Genomic DNA, 23573 nt, shown 5'->3' with positions numbered 1-23573 from the left:
TTATGAAAGTTGCCGGGTGTTTTGTAAGAGACATTGAGCTTAAATCATCTCCGTGATGAATTACGTTCAATAAGGTTGGTATCCATCATAATGGTTTCAGAAGTGAATATACCATTTTGATTTTTCATATTCTTAATTAGCAATTCGGCAGCCTTAATTCCCATTTCAAAACCAGGCTGGTGAATAGTAGTTAAAGAAGGGGTAATTACATTAGAAACAGGTTCGTTGTTAAACCCCACTATGGCTACCTCCTCAGGAATTTTTATTCCCAAATTATTCATAAATTTTATAGCTCCAATGGCCACGTGATCATTGGCACAAAAAATACCGTCAAACTCAACACCCTTCTCTAATAAGCTCTTTATAATGCCTATGCCGTCACTTTCCATTAATTTAGAACTGATAACATGTTCCTCTTTAAATGGAAAACCACTGTCTATTAAAGCCTCTTTATAACCACCTAAACGATTCTTGTAAATCTCTAAATGTCCCGGGCCAGAAAAATGAATAATGCTTTTACAGCCTTTTGATATTAAATGTTTCGTGGCATCATAGCCTCCTTTAAAATCGTTTATAATGACGTTATTATTGCCTACAATATCACAATGCCTGTCGAAAAAAACGTAGGGCACGCCTTGCTTATTTAAGAGTTGAAAATGGTCATAATTTGAAGTTTCCATAGATATCGAAATCAAAACACCATCCACTCTATTCGCTACCAATGTTTTTATAATGTTTCGTTCCCTTTCTAGTTCTTCTAAAGATTGACAGATGAAAACACTGTACCCCGTATTATAAGCTGTTTCTTCAATGCCCTGAATAACAGAAGAAAAGAAATGTCTTGAAATTCGAGGTACCACCACACCAATGCTATTGGAGACATTTTTACGCAGATTAGACGCCATCAGATTACGCTGATAACCCATACTTTGAGCCATTTCCGAGATTTTATCCTTGGTTTTTTGACTCACTCTAGGACTGTCATTTAAAGCTCGCGAAACCGTTGAGCTGTCAATGTTTAATCGTCTTGCTATGTCATGTATCGTTACCTTACCTGTATCCATTCGCCTTTTAAATGTGCAACAAATATACAGTAAACTATAAAAGCCAATCGATTGTATTTTGAAACATTTTTATACCTTTACGCATCAATTACAAAAAACAAAAGGATGAAAACACATTATACAGCTAGGTACGCCGCTTCTCCACAAGATGTTAAGAGTTATGATACCGATAAATTAAGAGATGAATTCTTAATTGATAATTTAATGGAAGAGGATAAGATAAACTTGATCTATTCTCATTTTGATAGATTTATAACTGGAAGTGCAGTTCCTACTACTTCAGCCTTAAAGCTGGAGAGTATTGATGCCTTAAAGGCAGATTATTTTCTTGAAAGAAGAGAGCTTGGAATTATAAATGTAGGTGGTGCTGGAACAGTAAGTGTGGATGGTACTTCTTATAAATTGAAAAACAAAGAAGCCTTATATGTAGGCCAAGGAAATAAAGAAGTAGTGTTCTCGAGTGATTCGGCAACAGAACCTGCTATGTATTATTTGAATTCTACGCCTGCTCATAAATCATTTCCGATAAAGAAAATTGGTCAAGATGACGTTGAGGTTATCCAATTGGGTTCTCCCGAGACAGCAAATGCACGTACTTTAAGAAAGTATATAGTTAACAGTGTGGTGGATGTTTGTCAATTACAAATGGGAATGACCACCCTGAAATCAGGAAGTTCTTGGAACACAATGCCTGCTCACGTGCATGATAGAAGAATGGAGGTTTACTTCTATTTTGAAGTAGCAGAAGACCAAGCTGTATGTCATTTTATGGGTCAGCCACAGCAAACTAGACATATCTGGATAGGAAATAATCAGGCAGTAATATCGCCGCCATGGTCTATTCATTCAGGTTCAGGTACTAGTAGCTACAGTTTTATTTGGGGAATGGCAGGTGAAAATTTGGACTATGCTGACATGGATCATTGCAAAATAAATGAATTGAAGTAATAAGCTTTTAAAGGAAATATCATGTCAATAAAACTATTCGATTTAACAGGTAAAATAACTTTGGTAACTGGTGCCACTCACGGCTTGGGTATGGCCATGGCCAAAGGATTAGGGAATGCAGGTGCCAAAATTATAGTAAACGGAAGTTCATCACAGCAGAAACTAGATGACGCCGTGCTGGAATACAAAAAAGAGGGTATTGATGCTTACGGAAGCCTATTTGATGTAACAGATGAAAATGCTGTAAAAGCCGCTTTGGCTAAAATTGAAACGGAAGTAGGGCCAATAGATATATTGGTCAACAATGCCGGAATTATTAAAAGAACGCCAATAGTTGATATGGAAGTGGCTGACTTTAAAGCAGTAATAGATGTGGATTTGGTAGGGCCTTTTATAGTTTCTAAACATGTGGTAAAAGGCATGATTAGCAGAGGCGGCGGAAAAATTATCAATATCTGCTCTATGATGAGCGAATTAGGAAGAGATACCGTAAGTGCTTATGCTGCCGCAAAAGGTGGATTAAAGATGCTGACGCAAAGTATGGCGACGGAGTGGGCGAAATTTAACATCCAAACCAACGGAATTGGACCAGGTTATTTTGCTACAAGTCAAACAGCACCAATAAGAGATGACGGACACCCTTTTAATGAGTTTATCATCAAAAGAACACCGGCTTCACGTTGGGGCGACCCAGAGGATTTACAAGGTGCAGCCATATTTTTAAGTTCTAAAGCAAGCGATTTTGTAAATGGTCATGTGGTTTATGTAGATGGCGGAATTCTGGCAACTATTGGAAAACCAGCCAATGAATAATTATAAAGACATTAGAATGAAATCTATCAACTTCACCGTATTTGTATTAGGCGTATTATTACTCGACTCTTGTGTTCTAAAAGAAAAAGTCACCACAGTTAAAATTAAAAATGAGCTTGGTTTTGAAAGGACTTTTGAGACAGTAGTTTTAAGTAAATCAGACCTGAATATGGAAGACCTTTCTACCGTTGGAATTAAGGATAAAGAAACAGGAGAGCTTCAGCAAACGCAATTGGTGGATAATGATGGCGACGCAATTATAGACGACATCTTATTTCAGCCAAAAATTGCAGGCAATTCTGAGAAAGTTTATGAGCTAGTTAATGTAACAGATGCTGAAAGGCCAAAAGCAGAAGAGTTGTGTTATTCTAGGTTTGTACCAGAAAGAACGGACGATTATACCTGGGAAAATAATAAGGTTGCGTTCAGAATGTATGGGCCACGTGCTCAGCAGATGATTGAAGAAAATATCCCAGGTGGTACACTTTCTAGTGGAGTGGATGCTTGGCTTAAAAAAGTAGAATATTCTATCATCAACAATTGGTATAAAAAAGAGATGGAGAACCAAGGTGCCTATCATTTAGATTCGGGCGAAGGTTTGGATAATTTTCATGTAGGTCAGAGTAGAGGTGTAGGTGGAGTAGCTATTAAAAAAGGTAATTCATACTATTTTTCAAAAAACTACACCAAATGGAGAACCATTACTACAGGTCCTATACGTACTAGTTTCTACTTAGAAATAGGCGATTGGGATGTAGATGGAAACCCAATTAAAGAATCGAAAATTATAAGCCTTGACCTTGGTAGTAACTTATCAAAGTTTGAGGTAACTATATCTGGAACAGACACACTTTCGGCAGGATTGACACTGCACGAAAAAGATGGTGAGTTAAAGGAAAATAATGATAACGCCTGGGTGAGCTATTGGCAACCACATGCTGATTCTGAGCTAGCAACGGCCATTGTGGTTCCTCAAAATACCTTTTTAGGATTTGAAAAGTATGATGTTGAGACAGCCGACTTAAGCAACGCTTATGCTCATATGAAAGTTGATAATAATAAAGTGGTTTATTATGCTGGCTTTACGTGGGAAGAAAGTGGGCAGTTCAAAAACCAAAAAGAGTGGGAAAGCTATTTAGAAGCCTTTTCAAATCAAGTAAATACCCCTTTAGTGGTTAAGGTTCTGCTAAAGTAAGCATGACGAATTAAATCCGGTCTTGTTCTTTGGTAATGGCTTCTACGGTTCTGTTTACGGCGTTTTGTTGGTAATATCGGGGCGACATGCCGCTACCATCTACAAAATAGTCTTGCTTCACTAATTTACGCATAGGCTCAGCCGCCAAACCTTTGAAGTTGTTGTACTTATCCCAAAGTTCATCAGGCGAAGGAAAATCGTCCAGACTTATTTCCTTTTCTACTTCACCTTCGGTCAATGTTTTATCGTGAAAAACAAAGGAATCTCCATTGCTCGTAAACACGAAAGGAACATAAAGAATATCGGCATAATCCAAAGCCTGCTGCATCCCAGCACCTACCAACTTATTATTGCCTTTGGCCTCTATAACCGCAATAGGGTTATTTGATTTATGAAATAGCAGATAGAGTCCGCTCTTTTTCGTTGTCCACGAGTGCTAAGCTTACCCTGCACTATCACACGGCCGTCCGTAAAGAAATACTCTTCCCTAACCTGCCGCATCATATCCCAGCCTGCTTTCTTTATGGCAGGGTTTATAAACTTAGTACAGATGTCTCTTTCGGTGAGGGACTTCTTGTTCATCTAGGGTCTTCTTGGCTTATATAAAATCTGGGTTCTCAAATATCAAAGATAAGCTAATAATTCATTTCTACTACGGAGCTATTTCCACCATTCTTAAGCTTCTTTTCAGCATCCTTCTCTTCTACAGAAATGTCTTCATCTGAGTCAAAGAATTCCTTCCAAAATAAACCTATCAAAAAAGCTCCAAACATTAATAGAACTACTCCAAAAACAGTCCAAAAAGAGTTGCCGCCTGTTTTCGCTTTAAGTTTACTTTCTGATGACCATACGCCATAGAGGCTTTGTCTTATCTTATAAGACTCATTCAAATTCTGAAAACTAATAAGATTGTCATTCATTTTCATTAAAAGTTATTGGTGGTATTATCATATACGCATCTTCTCCTATTTCCTTTAGTAGCCAGTCATCAAATTCAAAAACTCCATCCCTCCTATTCGAATTGGTAAAAGCGGGGTCTAAACCTTTTTCGACAAAAGACTTACTCTTTAAGACTATACTACCATGCCGCCTGTAAAGGCTTTCTATTTTCTTAGCATTAGCCATTATTTGCTTCAATGCATTTAGGGCTTTCCTATGCCTCTTCCTGTAATTATCATTATGAAATGCATTCTTACATTTTTGTGAACAGTAAATTTGGTTATTACGTCCATATACTACCTGATGACATGTTTTGCATGTTATATTTTTCATTGTATGTTGCTTTATTTTTAGCGGTTCTAACGGATTCAAATCGTTTTAAAACGATTTAAATCCGTTAGTTTTTAGAAACCGAAATCACGAAAGGTTTACTTCCAGGAGTTATCTTGCGAATTTCCTCCTCGTTTCCCTTGCATTAACCAGTCTTCTAATTCTGCCTTTTTAAAATAAAGCTTTCCGTATTTCCTATAATGCGGAATACTTGACTTAGAGTCCTTGGAGCAATACTGATAAACAGTTTGCGTGGCTTTCTTAATGAAAGTAGAAGCTTGCTTGATGTCAAGCCATTCTACTTCCTCTTGCTGCTCTGAACTACTGCTCTGAAGCATTTCCTGTTGAACAATGTGACGGATTTCCGCTAAGAGGTCATCAACTTCGACCCCATTTAAAACTAATGCTTTCATAAGTGCGTGGTGTTAAGTGTATGTGTAAAAAAAAACATTGGGTGTGTCTACATAGGCATATTAATTTTAGTAATTATTAAATTGAAAATACCTTCCATAATCTCCTTTACCTTCTCCTCTGAATCATATCTCCCGCTTAGATATTTTAAAAATTGCTTATCGATTTGTGAGATATCAAGCCAATCAATTATCCTAGGCTGTTGTACGCCCAAGGGGTAAACTTCTAACCAGTCCTCTAGATAGTTTAGATAAGATTCCGAACCGCCAAAAACATGTTCAACCTCCTTTGGCATCAATTTCTCAATGGCATTCATTAAAACATAGAGAGGATAATCATCAGTGTAGGCACCTACATGAACAGCTACGCCAAATTCACTTTGAACACTTTTAAGATTTTCAGATATGACATCTCTAATATTTTGGTCTATAGTTTCCAAAACAGACGTTTGTGCCACCTCATATTTAACCCTGATTCCTGGCAGATCATAAGGCTCAGTAAACATCTCCGTAAGTAAAGCCATCAAAGCCCTAATATCTTGACTTTCTGTCTCAATAACAGTCTCAATTTCTTGACCCTCTAAATCGGCATAAACTCCCTTACTAAAACTTCGGAGCATAGTATTCTTACGCATATATGTTAACCTATAATACAAAGGGAATAAGTCACCATTTGACGCAGCTGCGATGTTGGTATTTAAGAATGGGAAGATTGTAAACTTGTGTGATTTCATACCACAAATATAAATGTTATTATCATAATAACAAATAATAACAAATAAATTATCGTAAGTTTAGGAAATCAATTAAACCAAAACTGCAGCGAAATGATAAAAGGAAAGGGAGGAGTCGGCGGATTTGTATTGCAACTTGTTCTGCAACCTGCCCAAAAAAAGCAAAAAGGCATATAAACAAAAAGACTCCACAATCTATTGATTATGAAGTCTTTATAACTGAGCCTCTTATCGGGATCGAACCAATGACCTACTGATTACAAGTCAGTTGCTCTACCAGCTGAGCTAAAGAGGCCTCTCTTTTTAAAGGAATTTTAAAGAAAGAATCTTTGTGTTTCCGTTAAAGTGATGCAAAAGTAGTATTGACATTTTTAACCTGCAAGCTTTCTGGCAAAAAAAACATCATTTTCTTTTACTTTTTTTCCTCTTAAGAAACCTCTCTTATTAGGTTCAGCTTTTCCTTTATTTTACTGGCTTCATTTTCAGCCTTTTCTATCTTCTTTTGATATTCAGCCTTGATTTTCTCTGCTCCTTTAGACCTACCAAAAAATTCGATATTTGTTTTTAATTGAGTCACCTCATCTTCAAAAGTTCTAAGCTTTCTAACTAGATCATTTTCTTGACGCTCTAAAGCACGAGGGTTGCCGCCAGTTTTCAGCGTAACCTCCACTTCGTTTTTTAGCATCAGCTTATCTTTCTCATCCTTGTCTATATCTGAGGAGCTAAGCACATAGGCGTTTATCGCCTCCACAAATCGCTTCTGAATGCTATCCATACTTTTCCTAGGCACAAAGCCCAGTTCACCATATTGCTTCTTGTAAGCCGCCAGTTTTGTAAGATCTGTCTTCTTGTCTTTTATCTCGCCTTCTATCACCGCACATAGCTCCTCTTTTGCTTTAAGGTTAGCCACATACTCTTTCTCTTTCTCACTGCCTTCCGCTCTTTTCAAATCAAAGAATGCATCACAAGCTTTTTTGAAACGCTTATAAATAGAATCTTTAAATTTCTGAGGTACGTGACCGTAGTTTTTCCAATCTTTCTGAAGATTAATGACTGTGTTGGTATTATCTGCAGAAACGTCACCAGCTTCTACTAAAGCCTCCACTTGCTTACATAAGCCTTCTTTAGCATCTAGGTTCACTTTACGCTCTGCTTCTAATTTATTAAAGAAAGCAGACTTTGCTTTAAAGAAATCTTTCAAAAGTTTCCAGAAAAGCTTACTCGTGTCTCTAGCTTTATCTCTCGGCATTGGCCCCTTTAATTTGGTCCATTGCTCCTGAATCTCTTGAACTTCTTTTGTCTTTGCGTTCCAATCGTTTATTCTATCACTATCAAAATTGGCATAAGGCTTTAATTTTTCAACCAAAGAAGACTTGGCCGCAAAAACCTCACCCATCAATTGTTCATTCTCCTCATTCTGCCCTCTTCTTTTATCATAAATGATATCAAAAGCAGCTTTCATACGTTCCCAAAGAACCTCTTGCTCTTTTCTTGGACCAGGACCAGTTTGCTTATACTCATTAAGGTACTCATTCGCCTTTTTAAGTAAACTACTGGTTAGCTCTTGGTCTTTAAGGCTAGCAGCTATCTCCTCTATTTTAACGACAAATTCCTCTCTTATTTCGAGATTCTTTTTACGATCAAGTTCTTTTAACTCATTTTGGATACTTCTGATATCAAAATATCTATCAAGCAAAGCATTATAAGCCGACCATAAACTTCCATTATGTGGTGAGTTTACATTTCCTGCATCACGCCATGCATTTTGAACAGCCTTAAAAGCTTCCCAGTTTTCTTTTGACCCACCTTTCTCTTCTTCATCCACTACCTCTCTTAACTTCTGGAGGAGGTTAGTTTTCCTTTCAAAATAGTCTTCTTTCAAAGCATCAAGATTTCTAAAAAATGCATTTTTAGAATCTCTAATCTGAATCATTAAAGATTCAAATCTTATATCGTAATTATCATTCTTAAAAGCAAAACCTTCATCATTGCCATTGCTAGCTACATATGCCGCTTTGGCTTCGTCTACCTCTGCTCCATGAATCTCGTCATAAGCCGCTCTTATTTCTTTATAAACGGAGTCAACATTTCTCACATCATTTACATTGACAGAACTTTTAGAAATCGCTTCTAGCATTTTTTCAGCTAAATCCACGAAGTCCTTTTTGTCAAACTTGTCAACATCGATATCGTCAGAACTGAAATGTTCGGCTTCATCGTCTTCTATTTCTTCAATGTCTTCCTCAGATGCTTTAGGGCTCTCCGCCGGGCTTGACTCTTCAGCTACTGTTTCAGAAACTACTGGTGTCTCTACCACTACCACTTCCGGCTCAGTTACTACTTCTGGTTCTTTTACTATTTCAGGCTCCGCCACTACTTCTGCAGAAACCTCTTCTACCACTTTCTCTTCAGGTGTAGTTTCTAATCCTTTGTTTTCTACTTCTTCCCCAGCGTTCTCTTCTTTCGTATTCATATCTTTTTTGTTTTCATCCGAAAAATCTTTCTCGGCACTTCCGTTATCTAAAGGAGTGTTGTTGTCAGACATCATGTTTTAAGGTAAAATGATTCTATATATTTGCGACTGCAATTTATTAATAATACACCAATAAGAAGAAAATGGTTGGAAAGTCGACTAAACAGAATAATCTATCGGGTTTACGTGTAAATTACAATAGAGACGAGCTTTTGGAGCAAAACATTGGCTCTGAGCCCTTTTCTCTCTTCTTTGATTGGATGGAAGCGGCCAAATCTGGCGAAATTAAGGAACCCAACGCCATGGTTTTGTCGACCATTCGTAATGAAAAACCTACTGCAAGGGTGGTTCTACTCAAAGGTTTTGACGAAAATGGCTTCGTTTTTTTTACAAATTATCAAAGTCACAAGGGTACAGAACTAGAAAATAACCCAAATGCAGCCATGACTTTTTTTTGGGATGCACTACAGCGTCAGGTAAGAATTGAAGGTGTTATTGAAAAAGTCTCAGAAGAAGAGTCTGACGAATATTATCATTCTAGACCAATTCTTAGTCAAATAGGTGCTTGGGTAAGTAATCAAAGTACCGTTATAAAAGACCGAACTGTGCTAGAAGAAAAAAATGCTCAATTAGAAGAGAAATACAAAAACGTAAACCCAATCCCAAGGCCCCCACATTGGGGTGGCTACAGGTTAAAGCCTACTCATATAGAATTTTGGCAAGGCCGTCAAAACAGGTTGCATGATCGCATTCTATTTAGTAAAAAAGAGAATAATTGGCAAAGCGAAAGACTAAGTCCTTGATTTAAGACCGCCTTATATTATCTAGTATTACCGCTGTAGCTACACCAGCATTTAATGATTCTGCTTTCCCGAAAGCTGGAATTGTAATTTTGTTACTTACCGTTTCCTTTAATTCAGCTGAAATACCATGTGATTCTGAACCCATTAATAATACACCACTTTCAGGAAAACTTAGTTGATGTATATTCTGACCGTTCAGGTACGCTCCATAAACAGGTAAATTTAGCTCTGTCAAATACTCCGAAAGGTTGGTATAAAAACAATTAACCCTGCCAAAAGAGCCCATGGTAGAACTAATCACTTTTGGATTATAAAGCTCCACAGTATTTTCTGAGCATATAATCTTATTAATTCCGTACCAATCTGCTATTCTTATTATAGTACCCAAATTCCCTGGGTCGCGTATTTCATCCAAAGCTAGTACCCACTCCTTCTTAACAGTAGGCTTTAAATTCGGCTTACAAGCCACCACAGCTACCCCATAATTATTACTTCTAAAGGAGGAAACCTTCTCTATATCCTTTTCAGAACAGAGGTTTATTTCGGCATTAGTTATACGTAGCTCACTTCCTTTTTCTGTAAGGTATACCTCTTTTACATCAAAATCAGACTTAGCCAGCTCTTCCAAAGACTTTTGTCCCTCCACTATAAAATGACCGAATTGCTGTCGGTATTTTTTAATATGTAGCGATTGAATGTATTTTTGCTTTTGTTTACTTAGTCCATTCACTTTTCTGAGCCGTAGTTCGTTCTAAACCTAAATTAATAAAGTCCTCCCCGATTATTAAAAGAATCGGCATTCGAAAGGTATTGAAAACATTTTTTAAATTCATATTGCTCACACTCTTTTCTAGCTTTTTGCTGTCTTGCAGCCATAAAGTTCAGCTAAAAGAGAATGAAGTTTTGCTAGGAGAGCAAGATTTCAAAGGCAATACCAAAGTGCATAGCGAAGAGCTAGCCACATTGATTCCGCTTAACCAAAGACCTAATAATAAACCGCTTAATATCCCTTGGATTCAGTTTACACCGAGAGTCTGGTTTTATAATTTTGGCTTAAATCAGTTTAATCCAGTTAAACAAAAAAGAAAACTTGAAAAATACGAAGGTCAATTAAAAAACTACCCTGAAGAATTCACTGCGGACGCCAAAACCGAACGTATTAAACAACGCTTTAGAAGGAAAATAAGAAAGACAGAGGAAAATCTTGCTTCTGAAAACTCATGGCTATGGAGAAACATTGGCGAGCCGCAGGCCATTACCAGTAGTTCAAAAGCTGAAAACACATCTAAGATTTTAGAAAAATACCTAAAAGACCGTGGTTATAAAGATGCAGAAGTGTCTTACGCCATGGACAAACCTCTAGGGTCTGACATGACAAAACTAACTTACCTAGTTAAAGAAGGTAAGGGTTACGTTATTGACACTGTTTTTTATGAAGTTCTTGACCCAAAACTAGATAGCTTGATTTTTGCCCACGAAAGTGAGCAACTTATTAAAGTCGGCGATTTGTTTGACATACAAAAAGTAGAAGCCGAGAAAGCTAGAATAGAATTATTGGCGAAGCAAAAGGGCTACTACAACTTCCTAAATCAGTTTATAGTACACGAGGCCATCAATGCCAACTATTCTGAAGAAGAGTTTTACGCTAAAAAAAGAGGAAACCTTAGATTCACCGTTTTAAACCCTCCAAACGCTGACGCTCATAAAAGTTATGCTATAAAAGAGGTAGTTTTCAAAGGATTTGACCCGTATGCTGTCAACATTTCAAACAAAGCAGATACCGTTTTAATTAACGAAGTAAAGTACATCACCCTTAATAGCGGCATTCCTGAGAAAATCTTAGACAAGAAGGTTATCTCAAGGCCTGGGACTGTCTATAACATTGATGAAGTTTCTGAAACTCAAAGACAAATTGGTCTTTTAAATCAATTTTCGTTTGCTAGTTCTCAAATTAATCCTATTAATAATGAAGAAGTAAGTTTAGAGTACTTTGCTCCGCAATTACAGAAATACTCCATTAGTACCGGCCCAGGGCTTAATCATGTTTATAATGGTAGTTCTGGCTTCTTAGGTTTTGGTGTACCCGTAACCTTGACCGCCAGGAATCTTATCAAAAAGCTAGAGATTTTTGAGGCTTCTGGACGTGTTTTTAGAGAAGGGCAGCCATCGCCCCTTGGCACTACGGATGTGCGTGGTAGCTGGGAAATAGGCACTAATGTCAGTATGACCTTTCCAAACATTACTGTTTTAGGGAAAGACATTGAACGCTTGCGATTAAAAAACCCAAGAACGCAGCTTGGTGCTGGATTTAACTACTCCGAACCTTTCTGGGGAAACAGACTAAATTTTAGACTAAATAGCAATTACCGCTGGCAGCCAACCCGATTTACCACTGTTTTCTTATCGCTTTTAGACGCCAACCTTATCAATACCAACTACAACTTAAATGATGAAGCTGGTCTAAGTTTTTATAATAGCCTGCTGGAGCAGGAAGCTTTAGGAAACAACTTAAAGACGACGTTTGACCCACAGTTTGTGAGTAGTCTAAACGCCTCCTACGTTTATAACGACCAAAACTTACAAGAGCCTTACGCAAGTTCTAAGTTTCTGAGAGTATTTGTAGAGTCTGGAGGAACTTTACTCAACCTCCAAAAAGATAAAGACCGTATCGGTTTTATAGAAAAACTACTTCCATTACGTCAAGATTTCAATTCGCCTGACACAGTGAGAAAGTACTTTAGGTTTATAAAAATAAATGTAGATTACAGACGCTACGTCAATCTGGCACCATCAGCCAGTTTAGCATACAGATTAAATGTAGGGGTGGCAAATCCTTATGGAAATAAGTCCTTACCATACGAAAAGAACTTCTTTATAGGTGGTAGTAACTCTGTTAGAGCCTGGTCTCCACGTGCCTTGGGGGTAGGTTCTGCTTTACCTGATACAGCCAGTGGAAACATAATCCCTCAAACTGGCGACATACTGCTGGAGGGAAGCATAGAAATAAGAAAGAAGGTAGCCCGATTCTTTGGAGATATTCAGCTAGCTGCTTTTCTAGATTTTGGTAATATTTGGAAATGGCATCAAATAGAAACAGAAGCGAAGAAAGACAAAGCTAATTTCGATTTCAATCGATTTTACAAGGAATTTGCCGTAGGCACAGGTTTTGGATTAAGGTATGACCTCTCCTATTTCCAATTTAGATTTGACTGGGGTATAAAAGTTATGGACCCATCTAGAGACCAAGGCGACCGATTTGTACTCGATGAGTTTACACTCAAAAGAAATAGCAGCTACGGACTTAACTTCAACCTTGGTATAGGATACCCTTTCTAAGGGAAAACCCATTAATTATTCGGAATCAAAAGTAAATAACAACAGATTCAAACAACAGCTTGCTCATTTGCCTTATATAATTGTACAAAATTCGGATAATTCGAATCAAGTAGACGAAGCGTTTTTTAAATAGGCATTCATTCCTTACTTTTTGGCTATGAAATCAAACAGAAGAGTTTTCCTTGGTCAATTAGGCCTTGGACTAGCAGCCATAGAAGCAACAGGTCAAACTATTAAGCCATCAAATATTACATCAGAAGAAACTTTCTGGGATAATGTACGAAAGGGTTTCCCATTGACGGACAATCGTGTTTACCTAAATAATGGCACATTTGGTCCCTCACCTAGTACTGTTCTTGATGCTATTAAAACCTCTTTAGACAAAACAAACACCTCTGGAGAATATGGCCATACCGACAAATACCGTAAAGTCTTAGCCGAATTTGTGGGTGTAAGTGAAGAAGAAATCAGTTTGACACATAATACTACAGAAGGTATTAATATTGTATGTTGGGGATTAGACCTAAAAGAAGATGATGAAGTAATTATTAGCTTACATGAGCACGTAGGCAATGCATTACCATGGTTAAATAGGGCAAAACTTCATGGTATAAAACTTAAAACTTTTGAGCCTGCGGCCACAGCAGATGAAACTTTAGAAAGAATAAAGAACTTAGTAAGTTCCAAAACCAAAGTTATCACCGTACCGCATATTAGCTGTACCTTAGGTCAGGTTTACCCTGTCAAAGAAATAGCAGACTTTGCCAGACCAAAAGGAATTTTCACTGCCATAGACGGTGCACACGGCACAGGAACTTTTGACATTAACTATAAAGAATTAGGCTGTGACAGCTACGCTACTAGTTGTCATAAATGGATGCTTGGCCCAAATGGTTCGGGATTTCTATACTTAAAAAAAGAACATTTGGACAGAATTCAGGCCATTCAAGTGGGAGCCTACTCTGATAATGGCTGGGATTTATACAGCACACCTCCCTCCTTCCCTGCTTATAACCCTACAGCTCATAGATATGACTACGGTTCACAAAGTACTCCGCTTTATGCAGGAGCAGCAGCCTCTGCCGAATACCATATGGCTTTAGGAAAAAACAAAGTTGAAAAGCGAGTTAGAGAATTATCTCAATATCTATATGCTGGTTTAGAAGAATTAAACGGCTACCTAGATATCTTAACACCAAAAGAACCTGAGTCAAGAATATGCATGGTAACATTTAAACCTAAAAACTTAGAATACAGGGAATTCTCTAAAAAGGCATCAAAAGCTGGTTTTAGAATAAGGGTAGTACCTGAAAGCAAACTAGATGCCATCAGAATATCTACCCATATTTATAACTCAAAAACGCAGTTAGACGATTTCTTAAAATTCACTAAAGAGGCTTTAACCACTTAGGCCACGCCTAAGCGAATTTTCGGTTTGTTTAAATGTCTTGCTTGGTCAGGTTTAAACTGAACAAACCATTTAAACACCTCCTCTAAAGACCTGGTTTGGAGCGAGTAATAAATAAACTGCCCTCTTTTCTTAGCCTTAATAAGGCTAGCTTGCTTTAGTAAATCCAAGTGATGAGATATACTTGGCTTTGAAATATTAAATTCGTTTGAAATTTGACCTGCTGACTTTTCTCCATCTTTTAAGATTTCAAGAATTGACCTACGGGTCTCGTCATTCAAGGCTTTGAATGTAGTGGTAATCATTATTTTTTTTAGGAAAGCGTTAGAAACAATTAGCCAAATATCGAATTAATTCATTAAAAAACAAAAAAGCTTTAGAACGAAGCTTGAAATCAATAGAAAAAGGCAAGCCAAAGCATAGCTTCAAAGAAAGCATTATCATTATATTTGCAGCCGTTTAGCTTTCCTTTATATAAATAAAGAAAAACTGAAAAATCAGTTTCAACATTTCGAATTAAGGTAGAATGAAGGTTTTAAAATTTGGAGGAACATCGGTAGGTACAGTAGAGAGTATCGCTAAGGTTCTAGCAATTATTGAAAATAATGTATCAAAAGGTAATAAAGTAGCCGTGGTTTTTTCTGCCATGGGTGGTGTTACCAATCGTTTCATAGAAATAGGCAAGATGGCCGCCCAAGATGAAACGGAATACATGGAGCACCTTCACTCGGTAGAAGAAAGACATTTTAATGCCATTAGAAGGCTGATAGATGTTAAACAACAAAGTGAACTTATAGCTAAGGTCAAGGTAATTTTCAATGAAATTGAAGACCTCCTTCGTGGCATATCTTTAATACAAGATATTTCACCCCGTACCATGGACTTACTTTTGAGCTTTGGAGAAAGACTATCTACCACCATAATTTCTACCACACTTAATAAAAGAGGGATTGACGCCACTTTTGTTGATGCTAGAAAATTGATAAAAACAGATAGTAATTTCAATAACGCTTCTGTTCAAACAGAACTTACCAATAAGAACATTCAAGAATTTGCGGCTGAAAACAGTGGCGTTTTATGCGTAACGGGGTTTGTAGCTTCAAATGATAAAGGAGTAACCACAACTTTAGGTAGGGGTGGTTCTGATTATACAGCTTCTATTTTTGGAGCGGCTTTAGATGCGGAAGTTATAGAAATATGGACTGACGTAAACGGAATGATGACTGCTGACCCTAGAAAGGTTAAAAACGCATTCACTATTCCTGATATTTCTTATGCAGAGGCTATGGAATTATCGCACTTTGGTGCAAAGGTGATTTACCCACCTAGCTTAACGCCTGCCTTCCTGAAGCAAATTCCCGTTAAAGTCTTAAATACTTTCAATGCTGAGCATCCTGGAACCACGGTTTCTAAGGTGAGCAGAAGTACGCCTTACTCTATTACCGGAATTTCTTCAATTGATGAGATTGCCTTAGTTAATCTAGAAGGAAATGGCATGATTGGCGTAGCCGGAACTTCGGCCAAAGTCTTTGGCATTTTAGCAGACCATAACATTTCTGTTATCTTTATTTCGCAGGCCTCTTCAGAGCATTCCATTTGTTTTGCAATTAACCCATCTGATGCTAGCCAAGTGGAAACCCTAATAAACGCAGGTTTTCAGTCTGAAATTGAAAGTGGTGATATTGACAAAATAAATGTACAGCCTAATTTATCTATCCTTGCAGTGGTAGGTGAAGGTATGAAGTCAAGCTCCGGAACATCAGGGAAATTATTCTCTGTTTTAGGTCAAAATGGTATCAATGTGGTAGGAATAGCACAGGGGTCGTCCGAGCTTAATATTTCTATTGTGATAAACAGAAAAGACATTAGTAAAGCATTAAACGCTATTCATGAGCGTTTCTTTGAAATTGACGGTTTCACTTTAAATGTATTTTTGGTGGGGCCTACTGGGCTTATCGGAAAAACACTTTTGAGTCAAATTGAGAACCAAGCTGCTTACTTAAAGAAGCACAAGAACACCAACATCAAAATTGTAGGTCTAGTAAATAGCCGCAAAATGATGATTGACTCAGAAGGCTTAGCATTAGAAAATTGGGAAGAGAACTTGAATGAGAATGGCGAAAAGGCCAATTTGAGCGAGTTTATCTCTGACGTTAAAGACTTAAACTTACCAAATACTGTTTTTGTTGACTCTACTGCCAATAAGGACATTGTTCAGCATTACGCTGGAATTTTAGAGAACAATATTTCTATCATCACTCCTAATAAAGTAGCCAACTCTGGTTCTCAAATTGATTATGATAGACTTCAGAAAATAGCCAATACCAGAAACGTGCAGTTTCTTTATGAGACAAACGTAGGTGCTGGTTTGCCAATCATTAATACGCTTCAAGGTCTAATTAACAGCGGTGATGAAATTCACCAAATTGAAGCAGTTTTGTCTGGAACGTTGGCTTATATCTTTAACAATTTTGACGTTGACAAGAAATTTGTAGACGTGGTAAAAGAGGCCAAAGAAATGGGTTATACCGAGCCAGACCCACGCGAAGACCTTAGCGGAATGGACGTAGCCAGAAAAATATTAATTCTAGCTCGTGAGTCAGGTTTACAATTAGAGCCAAGTGATGTAGAACTAACCCCACTTTTAAGCGAAAACTGTATGGCAGCATCTTCTGTGGAAGACTTCTATGTAGAGTTAGATAAAGAAAATGCCACTTTTGAAAAGCTTATTAATGACGCCAAAGCCAAAGGAGAGGTATTAAGGTACATCGCCAAACTTAAAAATGGCAAAGCCTCTATAGCTTTAGAAACGGTGGACAAAAACCACCCATTTTATAATTTAGCTGGCTCAGAAAACATTATTAGCTTTACCACCAGTAGGTACAAAACCAACCCGCTAGTAGTAAAAGGCCCCGGAGCAGGTGCTGAGGTAACTGCCATGGGTGTTTTTGCCGATATTATCAGTTTAAGTTCTTCATTAAATTAAGTCAATAATCCCTTGTCAGAAAGTATCAAAATATTCGCTCCTGCCACTGTGGCCAATGTATCGTGTGGCTTCGATATTTTCGGATTAGCTGTGGACAATCCTGGCGACGAAGTTATTCTTACCAAAAGGAGTGACGACAAAATAGTGATTCAAGAAATCACTGGTGACGAAGGAAAACTAACGTACGACCCAGAAAAAAACACTGTTTCCGTACCTATACTTAGATATTTAGATAAGATTCAAAACAAGACCGGTTTTGACATTGTTTTGAATAAAAAAATGCCTCTGGGCAGTGGTTTAGGCAGTAGCTCTGCCAGCTCTGTGGCTGGTGTATTTGCGGCAAATGAATTATTAAATAAGCCTTTAAACATAAGCGATTTACTTCCATTTAGCATGGAAGGTGAACGTGTGGCTTGTGGAGCGGCACATGCCGATAATGTAGCACCTGCCCTATTAGGTGGTTTTGTTATCATTAGAAGCTATGAGCCTTTAGATTTTATCAAAATCAACACGCCAGATGAGCTTTACGTCAGTATCGTTCATCCAGATTTGGAGGTGAATACTAAAGATGCTCGTATTATTCTTAGGCAAGAAGCTATTTTGAAAAAGATAATAGCTCAAACAGGAAATGTGGCTGGAATGGTGGCTGGACTTATGAGTTCTAATTATGGGCTGATAGGTCGCTCTATGACTGATTATTTGGTGGAACCCAACAGAGCCATACTTATACCTTACTTTAATGAGGTAAAACAAGCTGCTTTAGAAACAGGTGCCTTAGGGGCTAGTATTTCTGGAGCTGGGCCTTCTATTTTTGCTTTTAGCCAAGGCAAAGAAATGGCAGATAAAGTGGGGGAAGCTATGAAAGCTGTATTTGCGGCTGCCGGAATACACACCAACCTATTTGTCTCAGGTGTCAACCAAAATGGTCCTAAAATACTGGACTAAAATCTCATGATTACATACCGCGAAGCATCCAAAAATGACTATAAAGAAATAGCCAGAATACATGCTTCAAGCTGGAAAAAGCATTATAAGGGAATAGTACCCGATTACTTATTGACGGAGAAGCTTGACATTGACCGTTTAGCGATTTGGAAAGAAAGGTTAAAAAAAAGTAATGCTAATCAGCGAATTATACTCGCCCTTGACCAAAATAAAATCATTGGATTTTCATGCATTTATCTTCATCACTCATCAGGATATGGGGCTTTATTAGATAATTTACATGTATTAAGTTCTCACCAAGGAAAAGGAATAGGCCTGATATTAATGCAAAAGTCTTTTGATTGGGTATTTGAAATGACTCCTGAAGACCAACTTTATCTAACTGTGCTTTCTAAAAATGAGCCAGCCAAGAGCTTCTACTATAAAATAGGTGGCAGTTTTCAAGAAGAATACATGGAGGAATTCCCGAAAGGAAACAGTATTTTAGTACAAAGAATTTCTTGGAATAAAAGACCTACCCTATGATAAATAAAGTAATAGCCCTCCTACTCCTAACGGTATGTTTCAATACGGCAATAGCTCAAAAAGAACCAATGAAAATAGCCGTAGTAGGTTTGACGCATACACATGTTCATTGGGTATTGCAAAGAGCTAGTGACGGTGACTTTGACTTAGTTGGCGTAGCCGAGCCAAACAAAGAACTCGCTGAAAGGTTTTTCAAACAGCATAATCTACCGCTAGATATACTTTTTGATGATATTGACACAATGCTGGAAAACACAAACCCCGAAGCTATTTGTGCTTTTAATACCATTAGAGGGCATTTGGAAGTGGTAGAAAAAGCAGCCCCAAAAGGAATACATGTTATGGTGGAAAAGCCTTTGGCAGTGAATTTAGACCACGCCAGAAAAATGGAAGCTTTAGCTAAGCAGTATCAAATTAAGCTTTTGACAAATTATGAGACTACATGGTATCCTAGTAATCATAAAATCAAAGAAATTTTGACTGATGAAAAAGAAATTTTCGGTCAAATTAGAAAAATGGTAATTCATGACGGGCATCCTGGTCCTCAGGAAATCGGATGTAATATAGAGTTTTTAGCATGGTTAACAGACCCTTACTATAATGGTGCTGGAGCATTGACAGACTTTGGCTGTTACGGAGCAAACCTTTCTACTTGGTTACACCCAAATGAAAAACCAATTAGCGTTACCGCTGTAACTCAGCAGCTTAAACCACATATTTATCCTTTAGTAGATGATGAAGCTACCATTATAGTTACTTATCCTAATTCGCAAAGTATTATTCAGGCGAGCTGGAACTGGAACTATAACAGAAAAGACATGGAAGTTTATACCGAAAAAGGCTTTTTAAAAGCTAACAATAGGCATGACCTAGAGATAATGAAGAACGAGAAAGACGGCTCAAAGGAATATATGCTAGAAGAAAGAAAAGCTCCTTTTAATGACCCTTTCGCGTATATGATCGCCGTAATTAGGAATGAAGCAAAAATGTCAAAGTCGGACTTATCAAGTTTGGATAATAATATGACTGTGATGGAAATATTGCAAGCCGCTATGATTTCGGCTAAAGAAGGAAGGACTATTTTACTTTCTGAGCTGTAGGGAGAGTCATTTAAACATTTGTCATGATTTTGGCTTTTCTAGGCCAAAACCCCGCCAAATAGATTTACTTGAATAATCTTATCAATGAATTCTATTCATTTTATACCCCTTCAGGGTATCAATACTGAATTATTGTTGGTAGTTTATTTATTAATAAGCTTCATTAGCTTACCTGAGACCCATACAGAACCTGCTCCCAAAACAGCTCCAAGTAAAACGTCGGAAGGATAATGTTCGCCCGAACGAATTCTGGCATAACCCACGGCACCAGCATAGCCAAAAGCAGGAACAGCCACATACCATTTAGGAAAAGTGACCGTAAGAGAAGTAGCCGATGCAAAAGCAACTGAAGTGCTCCCTGAAGGCATAGAAAAACCATCTTTGTATTGAATAGGATTTATTCCTTCTAATTGACTAAAAGGACGTTCTCTTTTGATAGTTTTCTTTAGAATGTAGCCTATTCCATAAGTACCCAGTACTGCAATCCCAGACTGCAAACCCTTTTGTTTTAAATAATCATCTTGCTTAATAAAGCCTGCGGTTAAAATACTTATCGGTGTAGCAATAGCCACATAATCTGCAGATTGCGATAGGCCTAAGAAAAAATCGTCATTGCTTATATTTCGTTCTTGATTCCATTTCAACACCCACTTTTCTTCAATATTTTGCCCAAAAGCATTCAAATTGAAAAGAAGAAAAAAGGAAAAAGCAATCCATTTCATCTTAAAGAAATCCTTCAGACTTCATTGCTTTTTCTAAAAGCTGTCCTAAACCTTCACTCGCTTCTACTAAAGGGAGTCTTACACGAGCATGAGAAATGCCTCTTATCTCACATACTTTCTTTATTCCTACGGGATTTGACTCTCTATAAAGTAAGTCATCGAAAATATGAAAGCGTCTTTGTAAAGCCGCAGAAGCCTCAAAATTATTATTTAAAGCAGCCCAAGTCATTTCATGAAACTCTTTTGGAAAGCCATTTGCTATTACAGAAATAACACCTTGGTAGCCTAAAGAAACTTGTGGTGTAACCAAATTATCATCTCCAGATAAAAGAAGGAAATCAGCTGGTACTCTTTTGCTTAAATCTATGGCTTGGTCCATAGAAGTAGACGCATCTTTAAGAGCAATAATATTAGGATGAGCTGCTAAAGCAATAGTAGTATCTACATCAATAGCCGTAACAGTTCTACCTGGCACGTTATATAGAATAACAGGGACAGGACAAGCGTCAGCAATGGCTTTAAAGTGAGCTATAATACCTGCCTGAGAAGGTTTATTATAATATGGGCATACCGACAAAATAGCGTCAACATCATCAAAATTTGTCTTTGATATGTTTTCTAAAACTTGAGCAGTATTATTACCACCCAAACCGTATACTATAGGTAAGTTATTAGGGTTATTTGCCTTAGAAAAGGCTAATAGTTCTGTTTTTTCAGAAAGTGTAGTAGTTGCAGATTCGCCAGTAGTACCATTTACCACTAGGTAATCACAACCTTCCTCTGAAACATAGGCTATCAATTTTTTATAAGATTCAAAATCAATGCTTAAATCTTCTTTAAACGGAGTGATTAGGGCAGCTCCAACACCTCTCAAACTATTACTCATAAAATTGCGAATCCTATAAAATTAGAAGCCGCAAAATACGTCAATTAATTGCACTTAATAAAGAGGAAAACGCTTTTAAAAAAGTTCAGCTTTGACAGGTGCAAGAACAAATTAATTCACACAACCCTCAATTTGGGCCGTAAAAACTGCACCTCCGCTTACTTCAAAGCCTGGTTTTAAAACTACCATAGCTCCACCATCCAGTATGGTTCGCCCTCCTGTAATTCTATTAACAGCGGTAATACTGACTGAACTTTGAAATAATTTTGTTCCTGAGTTTAAGTTATCTACGGGCCCATTTAAGCTAATATTGGCTGGACAAGGTTCTGTACGTGCTGCGGAGTAATTTATCTTAATACCATAATCTTCAGATTGACCCGAACCATTATGGCTATTTCCAGGCAAATTACAAGCACTTAATTGCGACGAAGGGTCACAAACTACCCGCATTCTTAATTCTTGATTTGTTAAAACGCCGGTAACTGGCACCGTATAATCAAACGCGAAGGTTTTGTTAGGATAACTATAGCCACTGCCTATTTCTTCTCCCACATCTTCAAAGTCGCCATCATTATTATAGTCGATATAAACCTTGACGTAATTAGAATTCTTAGTCTTTATAACCACCGGATAAGTAATATCTGGACTAACCTCCGCCTGTTTATAGCAGCTATTATCTATGCTAAAATAGCCATCTTGTGAAACGCTGCCACTCTCTGAAACTATTTGTTCATCAAAATCAAACGAGGTAATGCCGAAATAACGGTCAGCCTTATTTCCTACTGTTGGATAACAAGCCTTTGCCATGGCTACCACTGGAGCCTCTTTCAGTGCATTTGACCTAAGCAAAGAACTACGTGCTTTTATTAAAGTCCCTCGCATTCTATCTTTTTGGTCTGCCGTGAAAAGTACTGCACACTCATCAGGAACATAGTTCATGATATTTCTAAACAAATCTCCATAAGGATTTCCTGTACAAGGATTTATTTCGTCAGAGCCTTTAGTGCAATCAAAAAGCCCGTTACTGATATAGGTACCTCCATAATGCATTGGTTCAGTATCGGCACATCTATCTCCTTGGATAGTAGGGCTGGCGTTAGAAGTACATGAAAAACCCTCTTCCTCTGAACCGCCAGAGCCATTAAAAGTATGATAAACACCTAATGCATGGCCAATTTCATGAGCAAGCAGTGTACTATTCTCACTTTTTAATCGGTCCGCTATCATAAGAGCTCCATCCAACTCAGCTCCAGCACCCGGAAAATATGCAAAACCAATCACACCATTTCCTTTTTGACTATCTATTTCATTTACTATCCAAAGATTATAATAATTAACATTTCCCCAGTTAGATTTAGATTTTGCAACCAATTCAGGTATTCCATTTGCCGTAGCAGAAGCTACACCATGCTCAACATACGATGTCTCCGTACTCATATCAACCCTAACAATTCCTGTGGTGGCTTCACAGTCAGGACCTCTTTGAACTAGATCAAACTCAATATTAATATTTTGACTATCTCCGTATCCTTCACCCGCTCTTAACTGATTATTTAGTCTTGAAATCATCCCCTCAATTTCCTTATCAGTCATGATGGATGCAGAAACATCAGGTTCTAATACATGTACTACTAGGGGAATTTTATACGTAACTTCAGGAGTAGAAGAAACTCGGACTCCTTTTTGAGTTTGAATAAAGTTGTCTATTTGAATTTCATTTAATTCAAAGCTAGATCGATAAGACACTGAACTTTTAAGCAAGTCCATATGCTTAAAATCAGTAGCACAAGGCTGAGATTGGGAATAAGAATCAATATATGAAGCCATTAGCACCATAAAGGCACTAATCCAATATGTCTTCATGGAGTAAACGGTTAGCTTAAGTTTTATCAGTTTTCACAAAAGTAACCGTAAATCTCAACAAACCGTTATCAATCAATACTTTATTGACAAATA

The 23573-nt window shown here is 37.6% G+C and carries 23 protein-coding genes and 1 tRNA gene; 10 read left to right on the top strand and 14 right to left on the bottom strand.

Annotation, left to right across the window (positions count from 1 at the left end; all coding sequences use genetic code 11):
• Positions 1–44: 44 nt before the first annotated feature.
• Entirely contained in the window at positions 45–1064 is a 1020-nt protein-coding gene (locus tag AADJ06_RS00805) for a LacI family DNA-binding transcriptional regulator (RefSeq protein ID WP_341224485.1), read from the bottom strand.
• Positions 1065–1169: 105 nt separating this feature from the next.
• Here AADJ06_RS00805 and kduI point away from each other — a divergent pair, with 105 nt between their 5' ends.
• The 3 genes from kduI to AADJ06_RS00790 are packed head-to-tail and all read left to right on the top strand — an operon-like array spanning position 1170 to position 4020.
• Complete coding sequence (kduI, locus tag AADJ06_RS00800; protein ID WP_341224484.1) at positions 1170–2012, top strand: 5-dehydro-4-deoxy-D-glucuronate isomerase; 843 nt, start codon at positions 1170–1172, stop codon at positions 2010–2012.
• A 21-nt stretch (positions 2013–2033) separates the two neighbouring features.
• Positions 2034–2825 (top strand): gluconate 5-dehydrogenase, encoded by a 792-nt coding sequence (locus AADJ06_RS00795; protein ID WP_341224483.1) that lies wholly within the window; start codon positions 2034–2036, stop codon positions 2823–2825.
• A 16-nt stretch (positions 2826–2841) separates the two neighbouring features.
• Positions 2842–4020, top strand: coding sequence for a DUF4861 family protein (locus tag AADJ06_RS00790; protein WP_341224482.1), 1179 nt, complete (start codon positions 2842–2844; stop codon positions 4018–4020).
• A 10-nt stretch (positions 4021–4030) separates the two neighbouring features.
• On the opposite strand, the gene AADJ06_RS00785 is transcribed toward AADJ06_RS00790, so the two are convergent.
• The 8 genes from AADJ06_RS00785 to AADJ06_RS00750 form a co-directional block, all read right to left on the bottom strand.
• The gene (locus AADJ06_RS00785; protein WP_341224481.1) at positions 4031–4363 is read right to left on the bottom strand and encodes a hypothetical protein; all 333 of its coding nucleotides are present in this window, start codon (positions 4361–4363) and stop codon (positions 4031–4033) included.
• Between the two features lie 20 nt (positions 4364–4383).
• Positions 4384–4602: a hypothetical protein gene (locus AADJ06_RS00780; protein WP_341224480.1), complete on the bottom strand. Its 219-nt coding sequence runs from the start codon at positions 4600–4602 to the stop codon at positions 4384–4386.
• Between the two features lie 53 nt (positions 4603–4655).
• Positions 4656–4940 carry a hypothetical protein gene (locus AADJ06_RS00775; RefSeq protein WP_341224479.1) on the bottom strand — a complete coding sequence of 95 codons (285 nt, stop codon included), beginning with the start codon at positions 4938–4940 and terminating at the stop codon, positions 4656–4658.
• Positions 4933–5292 (bottom strand): hypothetical protein, encoded by a 360-nt coding sequence (locus tag AADJ06_RS00770; protein ID WP_341224478.1) that lies wholly within the window; start codon positions 5290–5292, stop codon positions 4933–4935. Before AADJ06_RS00770 ends, AADJ06_RS00775 begins: the two co-directional genes overlap by 8 nt.
• A 95-nt stretch (positions 5293–5387) precedes the next feature.
• Positions 5388–5702 (bottom strand): helix-turn-helix domain-containing protein, encoded by a 315-nt coding sequence (locus tag AADJ06_RS00765; protein WP_341224477.1) that lies wholly within the window; start codon positions 5700–5702, stop codon positions 5388–5390.
• Between the two features lie 47 nt (positions 5703–5749).
• On the bottom strand, positions 5750–6433 hold the full coding sequence (locus AADJ06_RS00760; RefSeq protein WP_341224476.1) for a hypothetical protein: 684 nt from the start codon (positions 6431–6433) through the stop codon (positions 5750–5752).
• Between the two features lie 222 nt (positions 6434–6655).
• Positions 6656–6728, bottom strand: a tRNA-Thr gene (locus tag AADJ06_RS00755).
• A 132-nt stretch (positions 6729–6860) separates the two neighbouring features.
• On the bottom strand, positions 6861–8981 hold the full coding sequence (locus tag AADJ06_RS00750) for a DUF349 domain-containing protein (protein ID WP_341224475.1): 2121 nt from the start codon (positions 8979–8981) through the stop codon (positions 6861–6863).
• Positions 8982–9049: 68 nt separating this feature from the next.
• On the opposite strand from AADJ06_RS00750, the gene pdxH reads away from it, so the two are divergent.
• On the top strand, positions 9050–9709 hold the full coding sequence (pdxH, locus tag AADJ06_RS00745; RefSeq protein WP_341224474.1) for a pyridoxamine 5'-phosphate oxidase: 660 nt from the start codon (positions 9050–9052) through the stop codon (positions 9707–9709).
• 1 nt (position 9710) lies between these two features.
• Here the strand turns inward: pdxH and AADJ06_RS00740 are convergent, their stop codons facing one another.
• The gene (locus AADJ06_RS00740) at positions 9711–10439 is read right to left on the bottom strand and encodes an RNA methyltransferase (RefSeq protein ID WP_341224473.1); all 729 of its coding nucleotides are present in this window, start codon (positions 10437–10439) and stop codon (positions 9711–9713) included.
• Between the two features lie 80 nt (positions 10440–10519).
• Here AADJ06_RS00740 and AADJ06_RS00735 point away from each other — a divergent pair, with 80 nt between their 5' ends.
• Together AADJ06_RS00735 and AADJ06_RS00730 are read left to right on the top strand one after the other, a co-directional pair.
• Positions 10520–13045, top strand: coding sequence for a BamA/TamA family outer membrane protein (locus AADJ06_RS00735; RefSeq protein ID WP_341224472.1), 2526 nt, complete (start codon positions 10520–10522; stop codon positions 13043–13045).
• A gap of 157 nt (positions 13046–13202) precedes the next feature.
• Positions 13203–14456 carry an aminotransferase class V-fold PLP-dependent enzyme gene (locus tag AADJ06_RS00730; protein ID WP_341224471.1) on the top strand — a complete coding sequence of 418 codons (1254 nt, stop codon included), beginning with the start codon at positions 13203–13205 and terminating at the stop codon, positions 14454–14456.
• Here AADJ06_RS00730 and AADJ06_RS00725 read toward each other — a convergent pair.
• Positions 14453–14758 (bottom strand): autorepressor SdpR family transcription factor, encoded by a 306-nt coding sequence (locus AADJ06_RS00725; RefSeq protein ID WP_341224470.1) that lies wholly within the window; start codon positions 14756–14758, stop codon positions 14453–14455. The two genes, AADJ06_RS00730 and AADJ06_RS00725, sit on opposite strands and share 4 nt — an antisense overlap.
• Positions 14759–14979: 221 nt before the next feature.
• On the opposite strand from AADJ06_RS00725, the gene thrA reads away from it, so the two are divergent.
• Genes thrA through AADJ06_RS00705 form a run of 4 tightly spaced genes read left to right on the top strand, consistent with a single transcriptional unit; the run spans position 14980 to position 20009 of the window.
• Positions 14980–17439 (top strand): bifunctional aspartate kinase/homoserine dehydrogenase I, encoded by a 2460-nt coding sequence (thrA, locus tag AADJ06_RS00720; protein WP_341224469.1) that lies wholly within the window; start codon positions 14980–14982, stop codon positions 17437–17439.
• A gap of 12 nt (positions 17440–17451) precedes the next feature.
• Entirely contained in the window at positions 17452–18384 is a 933-nt protein-coding gene (locus AADJ06_RS00715; protein ID WP_341224468.1) for a homoserine kinase, read from the top strand.
• 6 nt (positions 18385–18390) lie between these two features.
• A complete protein-coding gene (locus tag AADJ06_RS00710; protein ID WP_341224467.1) occupies positions 18391–18909 on the top strand; it encodes a GNAT family N-acetyltransferase in 519 nt (172 codons plus the stop codon).
• Positions 18906–20009, top strand: a complete 1104-nt coding sequence (locus AADJ06_RS00705) for a Gfo/Idh/MocA family oxidoreductase (RefSeq protein ID WP_341224466.1) — start codon at positions 18906–18908, stop codon at positions 20007–20009. Before AADJ06_RS00710 ends, AADJ06_RS00705 begins: the two co-directional genes overlap by 4 nt.
• 143 nt (positions 20010–20152) lie before the next feature.
• Here AADJ06_RS00705 and AADJ06_RS00700 read toward each other — a convergent pair whose 3' ends face one another.
• The 3 genes from AADJ06_RS00700 to AADJ06_RS00690 all read right to left on the bottom strand — a co-directional run bounded on the left by AADJ06_RS00700 (position 20153) and on the right by AADJ06_RS00690 (position 23480).
• Positions 20153–20731, bottom strand: a complete 579-nt coding sequence (locus tag AADJ06_RS00700; RefSeq protein WP_341224465.1) for a phosphatase PAP2 family protein — start codon at positions 20729–20731, stop codon at positions 20153–20155.
• 1 nt (position 20732) lies between these two features.
• Positions 20733–21617, bottom strand: coding sequence for a 4-hydroxy-tetrahydrodipicolinate synthase (gene dapA / locus AADJ06_RS00695; RefSeq protein ID WP_341224464.1), 885 nt, complete (start codon positions 21615–21617; stop codon positions 20733–20735).
• Positions 21618–21728: 111 nt separating this feature from the next.
• Positions 21729–23480 carry a M43 family zinc metalloprotease gene (locus tag AADJ06_RS00690; RefSeq protein ID WP_341224463.1) on the bottom strand — a complete coding sequence of 584 codons (1752 nt, stop codon included), beginning with the start codon at positions 23478–23480 and terminating at the stop codon, positions 21729–21731.
• Between the last annotated feature and the right edge of the window lie 93 nt (positions 23481–23573).

This window comes from uncultured Arcticibacterium sp., from assembly GCF_964021845.1.
In the GTDB taxonomy this organism is placed as follows: domain Bacteria; phylum Bacteroidota; class Bacteroidia; order Cytophagales; family Spirosomataceae; genus Arcticibacterium.
The sequence above is the reverse complement of the archived record's forward strand: the minus strand, read 5'-3'. Positions and strand labels throughout refer to the sequence as shown.